Origin of the sequence: Micromonospora terminaliae, assembly GCF_009671205.1 — a bacterium.
GTDB lineage: Bacteria > Actinomycetota > Actinomycetes > Mycobacteriales > Micromonosporaceae > Micromonospora > Micromonospora terminaliae.
Window position 1 is genome coordinate 3606553 of record NZ_CP045309.1, and the last position, 18034, is coordinate 3624586.

The following is an 18034-nucleotide window of genomic DNA, read 5'->3' on the forward strand; positions in this document are numbered from 1 at the left end:
GTGGCGATCACCGGCTTTTCGTCCACAGGGGACGTCCGGTGGTTCATCGACGAGCGGGAACACGGCGGGGTGATGGCCGCCGGCCCGGAACAAATCCGGCGCGCGGACGGTTGAGCAATGCTGTGATCGACGTACCCTTGTCTGTTCTTGATCTTGCTCCGGTGGCCGCCACCGGCAGCGCCGGTGAGGCGCTGCGGCACACGACCGAGCTGGCCCGCCGCACCGAGGAGCTGGGTTACCGCCGGTTCTGGGTGGCCGAGCACCACAACATGCCGGCGATCGCCAGTTCGGCGCCGGCGGTGCTGCTGGCGCACCTGGCGGCGCACACCTCCACGATCCGGCTGGGTTCCGGCGGGGTGATGCTGCCCAACCACGCCCCGCTGGTGGTGGCCGAGCAGTTCGGCACCCTGGAGGCGCTGCACCCGGGGCGGATCGACCTGGGCATCGGCCGGGCGCCGGGCACCGACCAGGTGACCGCGCTGGCGCTGCGCCGGACCATGGAGGGGCTGTCGGCGGAGCACTTCCCGCGCGAGCTGGCCGACCTCATGAACTACTTCAGCGGCGCCGAGCCGGGCCCGATCACCGCCACCCCGGGGAAGGGGCAGTCGCCGGCGGTGTGGCTGCTCGGGTCCAGCGGGTTCAGCGCCCAGCTGGCCGGGCTGCTGGGGCTGCCGTTCTCGTTCGCGCACCACTTCAGCGCACAGAACACCATCCCGGCGCTTCAGCTCTACCGGCAGAACTTCCGGCCGTCGCAGTGGCTGGAGAAGCCGTACGCCATGGTGGCGGTCAACGCGGTCTGCGCCGAGACCGACGAGCGGGCGGAGTGGCTGGCCGGTCCGGCCGGGTTGTCGTTCCTGAAGCTGCGGTCGGGGCGCCCGGAGCCGCTGGTGAGCCCGGAGGAGGCGGCGGCCTACCCGTATTCGGAGTTCGAGCGGGAGTTCGTGGCGCAGCGCCGGGAGGGTCAGGCGACCGGGTCGCCGGAGACGGTGGCCCGGCAGCTCGGCGCGCTGCTGGAGCGCACCGGCGCGGACGAGCTGATGCTCACCACCATGGTCTACGACGTGGCCGACCGGGTGCGCTCGTTCGAGCTGATCGCCGAGAAGGTGGCCGGTGGCCTGGGCCGGAAGGGCTGAAACACGCTCTTCATAGCCACGTCACCCCACCGTCGCGCAGCCCGCCTAATTTGGATGCCGGTGGTGGTACGGCATTCCCGGTCGGGACGGGTCGGGGGTGCTGCGGTGTGGTGCACCGGGTCGCCGGCGGAGCGGGTTCCGCGGCCGGCGACCCGGTGCCTGCGCGTTCAGCGCAGGTAGATGTTCGGCGCGGGCGAGGCGCTCATGCCGTCGCCGAGGTGGAAGTCCGGGTGCGGCGGCTGGTTGTAGGCGGTGTTCTGCCAAGCGAGGCCACGCGGTACTGCGGGTCGTGCGCCAGCGTCGGCAGGCTGGTCGGCGTCGGCGTGCTGTAGATGCGCAGGGCAGGACAACGCTTTCCCCCGCACAACCGGGCGGCATGCCGGCGCCGGCACCCGGCGTGATCGACTCCAGCTCGGCGACCCGGCGGTATCCCCGAGCCCCAGCATGATCGACTCCAGCTCGGCGACCTGGCGGTATCCCGGCCCCCGGGATGGCGCCACCTCGCCGAGCTGGAGTTGATCAAACGGCGCGGGCCAGGCCGGTTCGACCGGCAGTAGGCGGGCCACCGCCCGCGGGGCGGCGCTGGGTGCGTACCCGGTCAGCCCTCGACGGCGGCGGCGAGCCGGCGGGGCTCCTCCGGCGCGGTGACGGCGGCCTCGGCGGCGTGGACCGGCTCGGCGGCAGGGGCGGCCGTCACCTCGACCGGGGCGGCGGTCTGGGCCGCGAGGGCGGCCTCGGCCGGGGTGGCCAGGGCGGCCTCGGCCGGAGTCGTGGACTGGGCGGCGAGGGCGGCCTCGGCGGTGGCGCGGGCCTGGCGGGTGCGGCGCAGCGCCCGCGTCGCCAGCGTCAGGGCGGCCAGCCAGCCGGCGCCGAGCACCGTGTAGACCAGGGCCGGGACCGGGCCGCCCAGCTCGCCGGCGCGCAGCAGGGTGCGGGTGTTGGTCAGCACGATGACGCCGCCGATGACGGCGCCGAGCAGCTGCGCGGGGACGATGCGGACCAGCCAGGCGGCGATCGGCGCGGCGATCAGGCCGCCGACCAGCAGCGCGGCCACGGTGGGCAGCAGGAAGCCCTCGGAGCCGAGGCCGATGAGGAAACCGATGCTGGCCGCGCCCGCCACCAGGAACTCGGAGGTGTCGACCGAGCCGATCACCTTGCGGGGTTCCATGCGGCCGGAGACCAGCAGCGCCGGGGTGGCGACCGGGCCCCAGCCGCCCCCGCCGGTGGCGTCGACGAAGCCCGCGAACAGGCCCAGCGGGGCCAGGAAGCGGCTGCGCAGCCGGCCGGCGGCCCGGTTCGCGCGCAGCGGCCGGGAGAAGCGGACCAGCAGATAGGCGCCGAGGCTGAACAGGATGGCGGCCATCCACGGCGCGGCGGACTCGGTGGAGATGGAGCTGAGGAAGGTGGCGCCGGCGAACGCGCCGACCGCGCCGGGCAGCGCGATCCGGCCCACCACGCGCCAGTCGACGTTGCCGAACCGCCAGTGGGAGACGCCGGCGGCGAGGGTGGTGCCGATCTCGGCCAGGTGCACCGAGGCGGAGGCGGCGGCCGGGGCCACCCCGGCGAACAGCAGCAGGGTCGAGGAGGTCAGCCCGTACGCCATGCCGAGCGCGCCGTCGACCAGTTGCGCGGCGAGCCCGACGAGGGCGAGGACCAGAAGCTTGCGCACGAGCGCCCCCTGACTTTTCGGTATCTCCTATCGACTTGGTCGACAATGCGGCACGGGGGCGCTCCGGTCAAGTCGTCCATCCGGTTGATGGGACGCGCCGGACGGCGCGGCGGCTGCGCGGGACGGCGCAGGGGCCGCGCGGGACGGCGCGAGGGCCGGGCGGGACGGCGCGGGGGCCGACGCCGAGGGTGTCAGCTCCAGGCGCGGGGATCGGCGGCCAGGTCGTTGACCCGGCCGGGCAGGTTGCCGCCGGCCACGTCGGCGATGGTGACCAGTTCGAGGATCTCCCGCTCGCTGGCCCGCAGGGCGATCCACACGTCCTGCAGGGCGCGCGCCGCGCCCTGGTAGCCGAGTTGCTCCGGGCGCTGGCCGCGGACGTGGGCGAGGGGGCCGTCGATCACCCGGATCACCTCGGCGAGGGAGATCTCGGTGGCGGGCCGGGCCAGCCAGTAGCCGCCCTCGGGGCCGCGCTGGGCGTGCACGATGCCGCCCCGGCGCAGCTGGAGCAGGATGCTCTCGAGGAACTTCGGCGGGATGTCCTGGGCCCGGGCGATCTGCTCGGCGGTCACCGGCCGGCTCCGCCCGGCGGCCGCGCCGTCGGCGACCGAGGCCAGCTCGGCGGCCGCGCGGAGGGCGTAGTCGACCCGAGCGGAGAGGCGCATGCCGGCAAGGTTAGCCGCCTGGTCAGCCGCCCGGTTTCCCGACCCTCGGCCGAACGGTCACGGTTGCCGGCTCAGGCGCCGACCCGGCGCAGCAGCCCCTCCTGCACGGCGCTGGCGATGTGCCGGCCGTCGGTGGTGAACATCCGGCCGGTGGCCAGGCCGCGGGCGCCGGACGCGGACGGGCTCCAGCAGTCGTAGAGGAACCACTCGTCGGCCCGGAAGGACCGGTGGAACCAGAGCGCGTGGTCGAGGCTGGCGCCCACCACTCCCCCGGGCCCCCACACCTCGCCGTGCACCGACAGCACCGAGTCGAGCAGGGTCAGGTCGGAGGCGTAGGTGAGGGCGCAGGCGTGCAGCAGCGGGTCGTCGGGGAGCTTGCCGTCGAGGCGCATCCAGACCCGCTGGTGGGGCTCGGCGGGGCGGTCGCCGGGGCGTACCCAGCCGGGCTCGCCGACGTAGCGCACGTCGATGGGGCGCGGGATCTGGCCCCAGATGCCGAGCCGCTCCGGGTAGCGGGAGAGCCGGTCGGTCATCGTCGGCACCTCGTCCGGCGCCGGGACGTCGGGCGGGACCGGCGCGTGGTGGTCCAGCCCCTCCTCCTGGCGCTGGAACGACGCCGACATGAAGAAGATCGGCTTGTCGTGCTGCAGCGCCACCGAGCGGCGCACCGAGAAGGAGCGGCCGTCCCGGACGTTCTCCACCTGGTATTCGATCGGCTCGGCGGGGTCGCCGGGGCGGACGAAGTAGCCGTGCAGGGAGTGCACGAAGCGCTCCGGGTCGACGGTGCGTCCGGCGGCGACCAGGGCCTGGCCGGCGACCTGGCCACCGTAGACGCGCTGCGGCCCCACCGGCGGGCTGATCCCCCGGAAGCTCATGGCGCCGGTCTGGTCGAGGTCCAGCACCTCCAGGAGCTGGTCGACCGCGGCCTGCCCGGTCGCCGCCGGACTCTCGCTCACTGCGCCGTCTCCGTTCGCGACTGCGGGGCTCGCAGACCCGGCTCGCTCCTCGCGCTCACTGAAGGGCCCGGGCCGAGGCGGCGTCGACCAGGGAGCCGAGCTGGTGCACGCGCAGGGTGTTGGTGGAGCCGGGGGTGCCGGGCGGGCTGCCCGCCACGATCACCACGTAGTCACCGGGGTTGGCCCGGTTGAGGCCGAGCAGGGCCTGGTCGACCTGGCGGAACATGTCGTCGGTGTGCTCGACGAACGGCATGAGGAACGTCTCCACGCCCCAGGAGAGGGCGAGCTGGTTGCGCACCTCGGGCACCGGGGTGAAGGCCAGCAGCGGCAGGTCGCAGTGCAGGCGGGCGAGCCGCTTCACGGTGTCGCCGGTCTGCGAGAAGGCGACCATGGCCTTGGCGCCGATGGCCCGGGCGATCGAGGAGGCGGCGACGGTGAGCGCGCCGCCGTGGGTACGCGGGTCGTGCTGCAGACGCGGCACGCCGATCGAGCCGGCCTCGGTGGTGGTGACGATCTTCGCCATGGTGCTGACGGTGAGCACCGGATACTTACCGACGCTGGTCTCGCCGGAGAGCATCACGGCGTCGGCGCCGTCGAGCACGGCGTTGGCCACGTCGGAGGCCTCGGCGCGGGTGGGGCGCGAGTTCTCGATCATGGAGTCGAGCATCTGGGTGGCCACGATGACCGGCTTGGCGTTCTCGCGGCAGAGCTGCACGGCGCGCTTCTGCACCAGGGGCACCTCGTCCAGCGGCAGCTCGACGCCGAGGTCGCCGCGGGCCACCATGACGCCGTCGAAGGCGAGCACGATCGCCTCCAGGTGGTCGACCGCCTCGGGCTTCTCGACCTTGGCCAGCACCGGGCGGTGGACGCCCTCCTCGGCCATGATCGAGTGGACGAGCTTGATGTCCTCGGGCGAGCGGACGAAGGAGAGCGCGATCAGGTCGACGCCCAGGCCGAGGGCGAAGCGCAGGTCGTCGGCGTCCTTCTCCGACAGGGCCGGGACGCTGACCGCCACGTTCGGCAGCGAGACGCCCTTGTTGTTGGAGACCGGGCCGCCCTCGGTGACCAGGACGCGGATGTCGTTGCCGGTGACGTCGCTGACCTCGACGGCGACGCGGCCGTCGTCGATCAGCAGCCGGTCGCCCGGCTTCACCTCCTGCGGCAGCTTCCGGTAGGTGCAGGAGACCCGCTCCTTGGTGCCGAGGATCTCGTCGCCCGTGATGACCACCGAGTCGCCGGTGCGCCACTCGTGCGGGCCGTCGGCGAACTTGCCGAGGCGGATCTTGGGACCCTGGAGGTCGGCGAGCACCGCGACCGGCTGCCCGGCCGCCTCGGCGGCTTCCCGGACCAGCCGGTAGACCGATTCGTGGTCGGAGTGACTGCCGTGGCTGAAGTTCAGCCTCGCCACGTTCATGCCCGCCTCGACGAGGCCCCGGATGCGCTCCGGGGACGAGGTTGCGGGGCCGAGGGTGCAGACGATCTTCGCGCGGCGTGTCACGCCCATCAGGCTAGTCTCTCCTCCGGGTCGACCTGCCGGCCGACCCCTTTCGGACTGCGGAACAGTTGTCCAACGACGCGCGATGACCCGCGCCGGCGGGCGGTGGAAAACCGCACCGGGACGTCGTGTGTGGCGGGCATCGGCGACCGCGCGGCGGAAATCGTACCGCTCGCGTTCATCCCTCGGCGGGGGTGCTCCCGGAGATCGACCGGGGCCGCGGGGACCCGGCTACGCGCGGGGCGGCGGTCAGCTCTGCGTCTTGGCGAGCGGGAACTCCAGCGAGCCGGCCGGGCACAGGAAGGTGAGCACCTCGACGCGGTAGAGCCCGGCCTGCACGGCCGGGTCGGCCTCCATGACGCTGCGGACGTCGTCGACCGAGCCGGTGCGGGCCAGGCCGAAGCCGATCGGCGGGTCCGGCTCGCGGGCCGGGCCGTCCACCGAGCCGTCGACGAGGACGATGCCCCGCCGTTGCAGGGCCTGGATGTGCCGCAGGTGCTCGGCCTGGAGCCGCTGGACGGTCTCGTCCGGCAGCGCCCGGCCCGACGGCCCCGGGTAGAGCACGATGCACTCGTACGTGTCGAGCGCGAAGTCGAGCCGTGGCGTCGCGGCCATGCGCACCTCCAGACCACCGTCCCGCCCAGCGTCGCACGGCGCGCGCCGCCCCGGGGTCGCTCACGGCAAACTGGCGGAAACACCCGGCCCGGGACGTTGACGGCGGCGATTCGCGGGAAAGGCTTCCGGTCGGGGCGGTGACCACCGCCGCCGACGACGACGCACAGGAGGACCGCCATGGCGACCAGCACCGGGCCCGCGAAGGCCTCGGGCACCTACCGGATCGGCGGTGACCTCCAGGTCGACCGGCTCGGCTACGGGGCCATGCAGCTCACCGGCCCCGGCGTCTGGGGCGACCCGAAGGACCCCGCCGAGGCGGTCCGGGTGCTGCGCCGGGCGTACGAGCTGGGGGTGACCTTCATCGACACCGCCGACTCCTACGGCCCCTTCGTGAGCGAGCTGCTGATCCGGGAGGCGCTGCACCCGTACGCCGAGGATCTGGTCATCGCGACCAAGGCCGGGCTGACCCGCTCCGGCCCGGGCGACTGGCGGCCGGTGGGCCGCCCCGAGTACCTGCGCCAGCAGTGCGAGCTGAGCCTGCGCCACCTGGGCCTGGACTGCATCCCGCTCTACCAGCTGCACCGGATCGACGCGAAGGTGCCGCTGGAGGACCAGCTCGGCGAGCTGGCGCTGCTCCAGCAGGAGGGGAAGGTGCGGCACATCGGGCTGTCCGAGGTGACCGTCGAGCAGATCGAGGCGGCCCAGCGGATCACCCCGATCGTGTCGGTGCAGAACCTCTACAACCTGGCCGACCGCAGCGCGGAGGACGTGCTGGAGCACTGCGAGCGCAACGACCTGGCGTTCATACCCTGGTTCCCGATCGCCACCGGCAACCTGGCCCGGCCCGGCGGCCCGCTGGACGCGATCTCCACGGACCACGGCGCGACGCCCGCGCAGCTCGCCCTCGCCTGGCTGTTGCGCCGGTCGCCGGTCATGCTCCCCATCCCGGGTACGTCGTCCGTGGCGCACCTGGAGGAGAACGTGGCCGCGGCCGAGGTGCGGCTCGGCGACGACGAGTTCGAGGCGCTCGCGAAGGCGACCTGAGCCAGCCCTTTCCGTAGCGTGACCGAGCCGCTACCGTCAGAGGGATTCTCACGCCTGGGACGAGTGGGGGTCCGGAGTGGACGGTTTCGACTATGTCGTCGTCGGTGCCGGTGCGGCCGGGTGCGTGCTGGCCAACCGGCTCACCGAGGACCCGGGCACCCGGGTCCTCCTGATCGAGGCGGGCGGCTGGGACCGAAGCCCCTTCGTACGGGTGCCCAAGGCGTTCGCCCGGCTCATGGACGACCCGCGCACGGCCTGGCACTATCCGGCGACCGTCGCGCCGGGCCGGCGCGAGACCTGGCAGCGGGGCCGGATGGTCGGCGGCTCGACGGCGATCAACGGCATGATCTGGAGCCGCGGCGCGGCGGCGGACTGGGACGCGCTGGCGCCCCTCGGCTGGGGCTGGTCCACCATGCGGCCGATCTTCGCGCGGCTGGAGGACCACCCGTCGCGGGGCGCCGGCGGCGCGGTGCGGCTGTCCGTGGCCACCGGCACCGACCCGCTCTGCGAGGAGATGCTGGCGACCGGAGCGGAGTTGGGCTGGCGCCGCGTCGACGACCTCGACGCCGCCGACGGCGAACGGATCGGCTACGCCACGGCCACCATCCACGCCGGACGCCGGGTCACCGCCGCCGACGCCTTCCTGCACCCGGTGCGGAAGCGGCCCAACCTGACCGTCGCGGTCGGCAGCGTCGCGCTGCGGGTGCTCGTCGAGGACGGGCGGGCGGTCGGCGTACGGGTCGCGCACCGGGGGCGGGAGGTCGACCACCGGGCGGCCGCCGAGGTGATCCTCGCCGCGGGCGCCCTGGCCACCCCGCAACTCCTGCAGGTCTCCGGCATCGGGCCGGCCGATACCCTGCGCGCCGCCGGCGTCCCGGTGCTGCTGGACCGGCCCCGCGTGGGGGCGGGTCTGCGGGAGCACCGGCCGATCCCCGTGCAGTACCGGCTCGCCGAGCCCGGCGGCTACAACGCCCGGCTGGGCAGCCCGCTCGGGCAGGCGCGCGCCACGCTGCGTTACCTGGCCACCCGGGGCGGCCCGCTCGCCCTGCCGGTGATGGACGTCGCGGCCCACCTGAAGTCCCGCCCGGAGCTGGACCGCCCCGACGTCCACCTGCTGATGGCGCCCTTCTCGGCGGCGCCGCGGCGCCCCGGCCGCGCGCTGGAGCTGGAACGGGAGCCGGGCCTGCTCTGCCTCGCCACGGTGACCCGCCCGGACAGCGAGGGCAGCCTGGCCGTCACCGGCCCCGACCCCCGCACGCCGCCCGCCATCGTGGCGAACTACTTCGCCGCGGCGCACGACCGCCGGGTCGCCGTGGACGCGGTCCGCCGGACGCGGGAGCTGTTCGCCACCGGGCCGATCGCCAAGCGGATCGCGGCGGAGACCCTGCCCGGTCCGGCGATCCAGACCGACGAGGAGATCGTCGAGGCCGGGCGGGCGCACGGCTACTGCGGCTACCACGCCATCGGCACCTGCGCCATGGGCGCGGACGACGAGCACGTCGTCGATCCCCAGCTCCGGGTGCGCGGGGTGGCCGGGCTGCGGGTGGTCGACGCGTCCGTGTTCCCGGCCATGGTGTCGGGCTGGACCAGCGCGCCCGTGACCGGGCTGGCGTGGCGGGCCGCCGACCTCATCCTCGGCCGGACCACGGAATGAACGGGGCTCGACGGCCGCCGGCACGGCGACCGTCGAGCGCGAACCGAGCTCAGATCGCGAAACAGTTGGGGCGGATCGCGGCGTCGGCGAGCACCTGCCGCACGATGGTGTACGTGGTGCCGTCGAGGACCAGGCCCAGGTGGCCGACGAGCCGCAGCGGGCACCACGCCTGCACCAGGACGTTGGTGGCGCCGTCGGCGAGTGCGGCGTTGTCGACCGGGCGGACCAGCTCGTCCTGCCAGGTGCGCACGGTGGTCCAGCGGACCGCGCCCGGGGTGTCGTCCCCGCCGTTGAGGTCGGCCAGCAAGCTGGACCCGATGGACATCTGCTGGCAGGCCACGATGCCCGCGCAGCTGCCCAGCCCCAGGAAGTTGATGATGTTGGCGACGTAGGTGCCCTGCTGCGGGCTGCCCAGGCTGAGGTAGTGGTCGACCTTGCCGGCGCCGCCGAGGAACTTGACGTACCAGCGGGAGACCAGGCCGCCCTCGGAGTGGGTGACGAGGTCCACCTTGGTCGCACCGGTGGCGGCGCGGACCTGGTCCACGTAGGACGACAGGGCCCGGGCGGACTCGCGGATGTCGCCGAACCCGAGGTTCGGCAGCTGGTAGATGGAAACCCGGTAGCCGTCGGCGCGCAGGCGGGCGGCGATCGGCTCGTAGGCGATGGAGATCCCGATGAGGCCGCCGACCACGACGACCGGGTTGGCGCCGGCGGGGGCGAGGCCGCTGACGCCGGCCTCGGCGCCGGCGACGTCGGCGGTGGTCGCGGCGGTGGTGGCCGTTTCGGTGGTGGGCTCGGCGAGGGCGGCGGTGGCCGGGACGAGCAGGGCGGTGACGGCGGTGGTGGCGGCCAGGATCGTTCGGAGCAGCATGGGCTGCACCTCCGGTGGGAGGCCCCGGTGTTCCGGGAGGACGGGTGGGGGGATCCGATCGATCGTGGAAACGATGATGCGTGTCCGATTTCACACACGTCAATGGAAAGTTACGCGCTGGTAACCCGTTGTTCCGCAGGGAGCACAAAGCGGCGTATCCGGCGTCGAGCGGGTCCCCCGGCGAGCCGGCGCGGATGGCATGCTGGGCGCCGTGTCCGCACCACCACCGCCGGAGAAGCCGCTCCGGGTGATGCCCTGGTGGCTGGCGCTGCTCGGGCTGCTGCTGGCCGTCCTGCTCGGCTGGCTGGTCCTGGACTGGCTGCTCGCCGAGGCCGACCGGGCCACCCAGCCCGACACCCGCGCCACGCTGCGCGTCGACGCCATCCGCACCGGCCTCACCGTGGTCGCCGGCACCGGCGGCGGGCTGGCGCTGCTGTTCGCCGCCCGTCGACAGTGGATCAGCGAGCGCGGGCAGCGCCACCAGGAGGCCGTCGCCGCCCGTGACCAGGCGCACCGCGACCGCGTGCAGGCGCACGCCGAGACGGTCGCCGAGGCCGGTCAGCGGCACCAGGAGCGGCAGGCCGCCGCCGCCGAGCACGACGCGGCCGAGCGGCGGCTCACCGAGCTGTACGTGCGGGCCATCGAGCTGGTCGGCAGCGACAACCCCGCGGTACGCCTCGGCGGCCTGCACGCCCTGGAACGGCTCGGTCAGGACAACCCGGGGCAGCGCCCGACCACCGTGGCGGTGCTGTGCGCGTACCTCCGGATGCCAGCGCCCGACGACCCGCGCGAGACCGAGGTACGCCGCACCGCGCAGCGGATGCTCACCCGCCACCTGCGCGCGGACCAGGACGGCTGGTGGCCCGGCATCGCGCTGGACCTGACCGGCGCCCGGCTGGACGGCTTCGACGCGGCCGGCTGCACCCTCGTGGACCTGAACCTCACGGGCGCGGTCTGCACCGGCACCACCAGCTTCGCCGGGGCGGTCGTGCACGGCCGGCTGCGGCTGACCGCCGAGTTCGCGGACGCCGTGTTCGACGACCTCACCGGCGACGCGGAACTCGTGCTGGACGACGCCCGGTTCACGGGCCGGGCGAGCTTCGACCGGGCCGACCTCGGCGGCGGGCTGTCCTGCCGCGGAACGACGTTCGGGGAGGTCTCCTTCCGCGGCGCCACGCTGCGGGAGCCGAGCAGCTTCGACCGGGCCGCGTTCACCGGCAGCGCCAGCTTCCGGGAGGCGGTGTTCCTGGGCGGGCTGTCCATGGAGCACGCCAGCTTCGCGGCGTACGCGGGTTTCCGCCGGGCGCGGTTCGCCGACCTGGCGCTGTTCCGCTGGACCGAGTTCGTGGCGGAGGCCTGGTTCGAGGGGGCCCGCTTCGAGGGCGCCGCCAACTTCGGCCGGGCCGTGTTCCACGGCCCGGCCGGCTTCGAGGGAGCGGCATTCGCCCGCCGGCCGCTGGTCGACCAGGCCCGCGCGTCGACGAAGGTGACCCACGTCTGGCCGCCCGGCACGACCGTCGGCCGGCGCGACGACGGGTGGCTCGTCCTCACCGACCCCTGACCACCGGCACCGCTCAGCTTCCGAGCGCCTGGACCTTGGCGATCGTCTCCTGCACGTGCTGCCGGGCCGGCTCCCCGCCCTGCGCGGCCTGGGTGAGCGCCTGCCGGTAGGCGTCGATCATGTTGAGCAACGGTCCCGCCGCCACGCCCTCCAGCGCGCCGGCCACCAGCGCCCGCGCCTCGGCGGCGTCCTGCGCTGCGGCGGCCGTCCGGGCCTTCGCCTCGTCCAGCTTCCGGGCCGCCGCCGCCAGCCTCGCCATGATGTCCGCTGCGCTCACGCGCCCTCCCCTGTCACCCGCACCGCTAGCACCACAGAGGAGCCTACGAGAGCAGGCCGCGATCGTCCTCCGGACGTCTGCCGGCCGGCGCAGCGGTCAGCTGCCTGATGTCGTGCACGTACTGTCACGAGGGTTCCGGCCCCGGCCGGCACCCTCTTCCGCCTTTGCTCTGCAGCCACGGACGCATCGCTTGCTCAACGTAGTCGTGCCGCCGGACCGCGATGCGGAGGGCCGGAGAAGAACGGCAGCTCAAGCCGGCGATGCGTGGATGGCTGCAGAGCAAAGGCGCGGAGCTGGTTCCAGGCCCCCTCGCCGGGGCCGTCACGGTGTGTGAATCGGCGGTCCCGGCACGGACAGTGACCTCCCTGCGCGCCGGCGAGCCCTCGCGTCGGCGGGCGCCTCCGCGCCGCCTCCTGATCAGGTCAGCAGCCGGAAGACGACCAGATAGACGCAGAACAGCGACGGCGCGACCAGCGCGCAGATCACGAAGCCGAGCGGCACGTACCGCCCCGGCGGCGTCTCACCCCCGAGCACCGGGCGGCCCCACCGCCCGAGCACCAGGTGCCCGGCCAGGAAGGACAGCAGCGGGACGCCGGCGCACGACACGGCGGCCACCAGGTCGAGCCCGGTCGCTGGCAGCGGCGAGCCGATCAGCGCCACCAGCATGAGCAGGGAGCCGGCCAGCGCGCAGGCCGCGTAGACGGCCACCGCCCGGGCCGGCGCCGACCAGGTGGGCAGCAGCACGGGCCGCCGCGCCAGGGCCTCGGCCAGCTCCCCGTGCCGGTCGGCCTCGTCGGCCAGCCGCCCGGCCGCGGCCAGCTCGGCCGCCGGGTCACCCACCCGCGGACCGGGCACGGTCCCCTCGGGATACGCCCCGACCCCCGGCCGCCCCGGCGCGGCGGCTGCGCCGCCGGTCACCCCGCCCCCGGTTCCGGGCGCCTGCGCCCCGCCCGACACGGGCGTGACCGGTCCGGCAGCCGACGCGGTCAGCCCCGACGCAGGGGCCGCCGTTTGCAAGCCAGGGGCCGCGGATCCGGCCGCACCTGTGGCAGGCCCCGCGGAAGGCTGGGCCGGTACCGCCGCCGGCGGGGCGCCCAACGGGATCGCCTGCGCGTCCGGGCTCTCGGCCGGCACGGAGCGCATGGGCAGGTTGATGGCCTGGCCGAGCTGGTCGAGGCGCTGCCCCTGGGCGGCGAGCCGCCGGCCGAGCTGGTCCACGGTGGACTGGAGAGCCCGCCGGCGTTCCGCCTCGGCGGCGACCGCCCGCTCGCCGCCCCGCTGCCGCGTGGAGAGCTCGCGGAGCAGGGCCGCGTACTCGTCGAACCCCGTCACGACTCCTCCCCGTCGGCGGCGAAGGGCACGACCAGGGCGGTGCGGTGCTCGTGCCGGTCGACGAGCAGCGCCCGGCCGTCGCGCGGGGCGTAGCCGAGGTCGTGCACGCCCAGGTGCAGCCCGAGGTCGGCGGCGGGCACGTTGAGCGCCACGAGGCAGGCCACGTCGTCGCGGTTCTGGCTGCCGCCGAGGTCCTCGGCGAGCCGGCGCAGCCCGCGCCACCAGCCGAGCAGGTGCACCCCGTGCGCGGGGCCCTGGCGCAGCACCGCCCGCAGGTCGTCGTGCCCGGACCGGAAGGTCTCCGGGTCGGTCGCGGCGAGCGCCCCGGCCGCGGCGTCCATCCCGAACACCACAAGGTAGGTCCGGCCGCTGGGAACTGCCCCAGCGGCCAGGTCGGCCAGGTGGGTGCGCAGGGCCGCGGCGTCGAGGCGGCGGACCGGGTGGCCGGCGGCGGCGAGGGTCATGGCGAGGTCGTCGGCGCGGTCGGTGGTGCCCGGCGCCAGGGGTGCGAGCAGGAAGCGGGCCGTGCCGGGGGCGTGCTGCCGGGCCAGGCTGAGGGCCGTCGACCGGAGCACGTCGACGCCGCTCGTGGCGGTGCCCACCACGGCCAGGTGCCGGCCGGGGCTCGCGTCGAGGCGGAACCCGGCCGGGCTGCCGGCCACGTCGACGGTGCGCCCGACGAGGGCGAGCGGCGGCTCGTCGCCGGGAGACAGGGCGAGCCAGGTCGGGTCGTCGGCGAGCCGGGGGGTCTCGTAGCCGCGGAAGACCGCGGGTGGGCGGGCACCGGCGGGCCGGGCGGCGAACAGCTCGTGGCGCAGGGCGGCGAGCTCGGCCGCGGCGGCGTGCGCGTCGGGGAAGTGGACCTCGGTGTCGGCGCCGGCCGTGCCTCCGGCGGTGTTGACCACCGCCGTGCCCACGGTCAGCGTCTTCGCGGCGTCGTTGAGCGGGTCGAGGACGCCGCCGCCACCGGGCAGCGCGACCCGGAGCGGGAACTGGCCGAAGATCGCCTCGGCCCGGCCGTAGAGGGCCTCGATGCCGGTGGTGCTCTGGCTGGCCAGCACCAGGTGCAGGCCGTACGAGCGGCCCTTGCGGGCCAGTTCCTCGATGAGGTCGACGGCCTGCCGGGCGAGCGGGTCGTTGCCGGCGAACAGCACGTGGAACTCGTCGACCACGGTGACGATCCGGGGCGGCCGGGCGTTCGGCGGCAGGTCGGCCAGCTTGCTGACGCCGTGCCGCTTGAGCAGGTCGGCCCGGCGGCCCAGCTCGGCGCGCAGCTCACGCAGCACGGCCACGCCGTACTCGCGGTCGGACTCGATGCCGACCGCCCGGGCGTGCGGCAGCCAGGACGGGTCCCGGTCGGTGGGCACGAACTCGGTGAAGCTGACCCCCTCCTTGAAGTCGAGGAGGAAGAGCTGGAGTTCGGCCGGCGAGTAGCGGGCGGCCAGCCCGTAGAGCACGTCGAGCAGGAACACCGTCTTGCCGGCGCCGGTGCGACCGCCGACCAGCCAGTGCGGGGTGGCGTCGTCGAACGCCACGGTGACCGGTTCCCGGGCGCGGCCGAGCACCGTGCGCAACCCGGTGGCGGACGACTCGGCCCAGCGCCGCGCGGGCAGCAGGTCGGCGAAGCTCACCGTGGTGGCCCGCCGGACGGCCTCGCCGAGCCGCCGGGCCAGCCCCGTCACGGCGGCGTGGGACGGGTCGCCGTCGAGCAGCACCGGGGCGGCCAGGCCGCTGCCGTCGGCGCTGAACGGGCGGCCGGGCGGGTCGCCCACGAGGGCGTACCGCTCGTTGAGCCGGAGCTGCGTGGTGGCGCCCAGCGGCGGGGCCTCGCCCGGCCCGGCGGGCGGGTGGCCGGCCAGCAGCACGCAGACCGCCGCGGCCGGCCCGGCGTGGGTGAGCGCGGCCAGCCGGGCCAGCTCGCGCGGCGGCGGGGCGGACGCGGCGACGACCAGCAGCAGCTCCCGGTCCTCGGGCGCGGCCCCCAGGGCGGTCCGGGCGTGCCGTTCCGCGGCGTCGAGCAGGGCGGTCGTCTCCGCCACGGTGGTGGCGGCGGGGGCGAGCACGCCGGCGTCGAGCAGGGGGCGCAGCGGCAGGAAGGCGGCACCGAACGCGGCCGGGTCGATGCCGGCCACCCGGACCGTGCCGGCCGGCGCGGCAGCGAGGAGCCGCACCACCACGGCCCGCAGCAGCTCGCCGACCCGGGGGTCCCGGGCGTCGGCGTCGATCGCGAGGTGCGCGCCCGCACCCAGCGGCACCAGCACCGGGAACCCGCCGTCCACGGTGGTCGCCTCGCCGAGGCGTACCGGAACGGGGTGGGTGGCGGCGCGGGCGGTGCCGGGCACGGGGGCGGCCAGCTCGCCGCCGAGCCGGGCCAGCCGGGCGACCAGCTCGGGGCTGCCGACGGGCGCCGGGCCGGCGGCCGCCAGGGCCCGCCGGGCCACCTCCCAGCGGCGCAGGGCCTGCCGGTGCAGGGCGACCGCCTGCCGGTACGCCGTCGCGAGCCTGCCCACCGTCCGCCCTCCGACGCCGCCGTACCGATCGAAGGGAACCCTAACGGACGCGCGGCGGCCGGGCACAGTGCGCGGCGCGCACCCGACGTTGGCCCACTGTTCATCCCGCGGTGGTCGTTCCCGCCGGACGCCGTTCCCCCGGCCGCATTTGCCTGTGCCGTGAGCAACGCTCTGAACAGGAAGGCGACGACGTGACCTCCTCCCCCATCTCCCGGCGGGCCGTGCTGCACGGTGGCGCGGCCGCCGGTCTCGGCATCGTGGTGGCCGGCAGCCTGGACGCCATCGCCGGCCCGGCCGCGGCCCGGGCCGCGACCCGCACGGCGGTCGGCTACGGCGACCTCGTGCCGGACCCGGCCGGTCTGCTTGCGCTGCCTCCGGGCTTCTCCTACACCATCGTGGCCCAGGCAGGCGTGACCCTGCTGGAGTCGGGCCAGGCCACCCCGAGCGACGCGGACGGCACCGGCTGCTTCCGCTCGCCCAACGGGTCGGTGCTGGTGAACAACCACGAGATCGGCGGCAGCGAGCCGTTCCCGGTGCCGGCGCTGGCCGGCCTGACCTACGACCCGGGCGCCCGCGGCGGCACCACCACCATCGAGGTGGACGGGCGGGGCCGGCGGCTGCGCGAGTACGTCAGCGTGGCCGGCACGCACAACAACTGCGCCGGCGGCATCACCCCGTGGGGCACCTGGCTGACCTGCGAGGAGACCGAGCAGAAGGCCGGCGGGCAGTACCTGAAGGACCACGGGTACGTGTTCGAGGTGGACCCGCACGACCGGGCCGCCAACCAGAACCCGGTGGCGCTGAAGTTCCTCGGCCGCTACTCGCACGAGGCCGTGGCCGTGGACCCCTACACCCACGCCATCTACCTCACCGAGGACGCGGGAGGCCCGAACGGCCTCTACTTCCGCTGGACCCCGCCGGCCGGCTTCCGGGCCGGCAAGGGTGCGCTGCGCGCGCTCGCCCAGCGGCCGGACGGTGACACCGCCGGCAGCCTCCAGGCGATGAGCTGCTTCCGGGGCAGCCAGCACGTGGCCGACCTGTCCGAGGCCACCACGCCGGGCACCCGCTACAAGGTGCAGTGGGTGGACGTGCCGGACCGGGACGCCAAGACGGTCTCCGTGCGCAAGCAGTTCACCGACGACGAGGTGACCCGCAGCCGCAAGCTGGAGGGCGCCTGGTGGGCCGACGGTGGCGCGTACTTCGTAGCCAGCTTCGCCCGGCACGACGACGGCAGCGTCAACGAGCACGACGGCCAGGTGTGGTTCTACGACCCGCGCACCGAGACGGTGACGCTGAAGACCATCTTCGGCGTGAACACCGACCCGGACGCCGACAACGGCAACTTCGACGGGCCGGACAACATCACCGTCTCCCCGTACGGCGGGGTGATCCTGGCCGAGGACGGCGAGGGCGTGTCGCACCTGGTCGGCGTGACCGAGCAGGGCAAGGCGTACCCGCTGGCCCGCAACGAGCTCAACGACAGTGAGTTCACCGGCCCGACGTTCAGCGCGGACGGGAAGATCCTGTTCGCCAACATCCAGTCCCCGGGCTACGTCTTCGCGATCACCGGCCCGTGGGGCCGGCCGAGCAACGCGGACACCGACGCGTCCTGACGCCGACGGTGACGGCCGGCGGCCCCTTCGGGGGTCGCCGGCCGTTCCGTTGTCAGCGAGCTGCGGCGGGGTGGCGCAGGCCGTCCAGGGCGATGGTCAGGACGCGGTCGCGCTGGGCCGGCTCGAAGAACTGGTACGCCATGATGCCGCTGACCAGCCGCACCACGTCGTCGAAGGTGGCGTCCGGCCGGGCCACCCCGGCCTCCTGCGCGCGGCGCAGCAGCGGCTCGCCCGCGGCGTAGATCTCGGTGCGGCAGCTGCGGAACACCTCGGAGTCGTGCACCAGCTCCTCGGCCAGGGCGCGCTTGGTGCCGACGTAGGCGACGAACCGGTGCAGCCAGGCGACCAGGGCGTCCCACGGGGGCAGGTCGGCGAGGTCGGCGGCGGACGCGCTGAGCGCGCGCACCTCCTCGACGTAGACCGCCTCGAACAGGTCGCGCCGCTTCGGGAAGTTCCGGTAGAGCGTGCCGATGCCGACACCCGCCCGCCGGGCGATCTCCTCCAGGGACGCGCCGGCGCCGCACTCGCCGAAGACCTCCTGGGCGGCGGCGATCAGCGCGTCGTAGTTGCGGCGGGCATCGGCCCGCTTCGGGCGCCGGGCGAAGACCTCGCCCAGCTGGTCTGCGCTGGCCATGACGGGCG

Annotated in this window: 16 protein-coding genes; 5 read left to right on the forward strand and 11 right to left on the reverse strand. The window is 75.0% G+C overall.

Annotation, left to right across the window (positions count from 1 at the left end; genetic code table 11):
- The first annotated feature begins 122 nt into the window (after positions 1-122).
- Entirely contained in the window at positions 123-1133 is a 1011-nt protein-coding gene (locus GCE86_RS16295) for an LLM class flavin-dependent oxidoreductase (protein WP_244316997.1), read from the forward strand.
- 167 nt (positions 1134-1300) lie between these two features.
- Here the strand turns inward: GCE86_RS16295 and GCE86_RS32590 are convergent, their stop codons facing one another.
- From GCE86_RS32590 to GCE86_RS16325, 6 genes are all read right to left on the reverse strand, one after another.
- On the reverse strand, positions 1301-1579 hold the full coding sequence (locus tag GCE86_RS32590; RefSeq protein WP_420846483.1) for a rhamnogalacturonan lyase family protein: 279 nt from the start codon (positions 1577-1579) through the stop codon (positions 1301-1303).
- A 152-nt stretch (positions 1580-1731) separates the two neighbouring features.
- Positions 1732-2802, reverse strand: coding sequence for a sulfite exporter TauE/SafE family protein (locus GCE86_RS16305; RefSeq protein WP_154227769.1), 1071 nt, complete (start codon positions 2800-2802; stop codon positions 1732-1734).
- Positions 2803-2993: 191 nt separating this feature from the next.
- Positions 2994-3464, reverse strand: a complete 471-nt coding sequence (locus tag GCE86_RS16310) for an RrF2 family transcriptional regulator (protein ID WP_154227770.1) — start codon at positions 3462-3464, stop codon at positions 2994-2996.
- 71 nt (positions 3465-3535) lie between these two features.
- On the reverse strand, positions 3536-4420 hold the full coding sequence (locus GCE86_RS16315; protein WP_154227771.1) for an acyl-CoA thioesterase: 885 nt from the start codon (positions 4418-4420) through the stop codon (positions 3536-3538).
- Between the two features lie 55 nt (positions 4421-4475).
- Positions 4476-5924: a pyruvate kinase gene (gene pyk / locus GCE86_RS16320; protein ID WP_154227772.1), complete on the reverse strand. Its 1449-nt coding sequence runs from the start codon at positions 5922-5924 to the stop codon at positions 4476-4478.
- 240 nt (positions 5925-6164) lie between these two features.
- Complete coding sequence (locus GCE86_RS16325) at positions 6165-6530, reverse strand: YciI family protein (RefSeq protein ID WP_091267866.1); 366 nt, start codon at positions 6528-6530, stop codon at positions 6165-6167.
- Positions 6531-6707: 177 nt separating this feature from the next.
- Between GCE86_RS16325 and GCE86_RS16330 the strand changes: the two genes are divergently transcribed.
- Both GCE86_RS16330 and GCE86_RS16335 read left to right on the forward strand, forming a co-directional pair.
- Complete coding sequence (locus tag GCE86_RS16330) at positions 6708-7574, forward strand: aldo/keto reductase (RefSeq protein ID WP_154227773.1); 867 nt, start codon at positions 6708-6710, stop codon at positions 7572-7574.
- Positions 7575-7650: 76 nt separating this feature from the next.
- Positions 7651-9228 carry a GMC family oxidoreductase gene (locus tag GCE86_RS16335; protein WP_154227774.1) on the forward strand — a complete coding sequence of 526 codons (1578 nt, stop codon included), beginning with the start codon at positions 7651-7653 and terminating at the stop codon, positions 9226-9228.
- A 49-nt stretch (positions 9229-9277) separates the two neighbouring features.
- On the opposite strand, the gene GCE86_RS16340 is transcribed toward GCE86_RS16335, so the two are convergent.
- Entirely contained in the window at positions 9278-10099 is an 822-nt protein-coding gene (locus GCE86_RS16340) for a lipase family alpha/beta hydrolase (RefSeq protein WP_154227775.1), read from the reverse strand.
- Positions 10100-10310: 211 nt separating this feature from the next.
- On the opposite strand from GCE86_RS16340, the gene GCE86_RS16345 reads away from it, so the two are divergent.
- Positions 10311-11660 carry a pentapeptide repeat-containing protein gene (locus GCE86_RS16345; RefSeq protein WP_154227776.1) on the forward strand — a complete coding sequence of 450 codons (1350 nt, stop codon included), beginning with the start codon at positions 10311-10313 and terminating at the stop codon, positions 11658-11660.
- A gap of 13 nt (positions 11661-11673) precedes the next feature.
- On the opposite strand, the gene GCE86_RS16350 is transcribed toward GCE86_RS16345, so the two are convergent.
- From GCE86_RS16350 to GCE86_RS16360, 3 genes are all read right to left on the reverse strand, one after another.
- On the reverse strand, positions 11674-11937 hold the full coding sequence (locus GCE86_RS16350; RefSeq protein ID WP_154227777.1) for a DUF6244 family protein: 264 nt from the start codon (positions 11935-11937) through the stop codon (positions 11674-11676).
- 417 nt (positions 11938-12354) lie between these two features.
- The gene (locus tag GCE86_RS32085) at positions 12355-13269 is read right to left on the reverse strand and encodes a hypothetical protein (protein WP_244316998.1); all 915 of its coding nucleotides are present in this window, start codon (positions 13267-13269) and stop codon (positions 12355-12357) included.
- A complete protein-coding gene (locus tag GCE86_RS16360) occupies positions 13266-15779 on the reverse strand; it encodes an FtsK/SpoIIIE domain-containing protein (RefSeq protein ID WP_154227778.1) in 2514 nt (837 codons plus the stop codon). The genes GCE86_RS32085 and GCE86_RS16360 overlap by 4 nt, the downstream gene beginning before the upstream one ends.
- A gap of 191 nt (positions 15780-15970) precedes the next feature.
- On the opposite strand from GCE86_RS16360, the gene GCE86_RS16365 reads away from it, so the two are divergent.
- Positions 15971-17392, forward strand: coding sequence for an alkaline phosphatase PhoX (locus GCE86_RS16365; protein ID WP_154227779.1), 1422 nt, complete (start codon positions 15971-15973; stop codon positions 17390-17392).
- A 52-nt stretch (positions 17393-17444) separates the two neighbouring features.
- On the opposite strand, the gene GCE86_RS16370 is transcribed toward GCE86_RS16365, so the two are convergent.
- Positions 17445-18026, reverse strand: a complete 582-nt coding sequence (locus GCE86_RS16370) for a TetR/AcrR family transcriptional regulator (RefSeq protein WP_167537049.1) — start codon at positions 18024-18026, stop codon at positions 17445-17447.
- Positions 18027-18034 lie beyond the last annotated feature (8 nt).

Bases quoted from the DNA above. Each gene is read 5' to 3' on its own strand.
- GCE86_RS32590 (WP_420846483.1), bottom strand. From the start codon at position 1,579: ATGCTGGGGCTCGGGGATACCGCCGGGTCGCCGAGCTGGAGTCGATCA.
- GCE86_RS16310 (WP_154227770.1), bottom strand. From the start codon at position 3,464: ATGCGCCTCTCCGCTCGGGTCGACTACGCCCTCCGCGCGGCCGCCGAG.
- pyk (WP_154227772.1), bottom strand. From the start codon at position 5,924: ATGGGCGTGACACGCCGCGCGAAGATCGTCTGCACCCTCGGCCCCGCA.
- GCE86_RS16325 (WP_091267866.1), bottom strand. From the start codon at position 6,530: ATGGCCGCGACGCCACGGCTCGACTTCGCGCTCGACACGTACGAGTGC.
- GCE86_RS16330 (WP_154227773.1), top strand. From the start codon at position 6,708: ATGGCGACCAGCACCGGGCCCGCGAAGGCCTCGGGCACCTACCGGATC.
- GCE86_RS16340 (WP_154227775.1), bottom strand. From the start codon at position 10,099: ATGCTGCTCCGAACGATCCTGGCCGCCACCACCGCCGTCACCGCCCTG.
- GCE86_RS16370 (WP_167537049.1), bottom strand. From the start codon at position 18,026: ATGGCCAGCGCAGACCAGCTGGGCGAGGTCTTCGCCCGGCGCCCGAAG.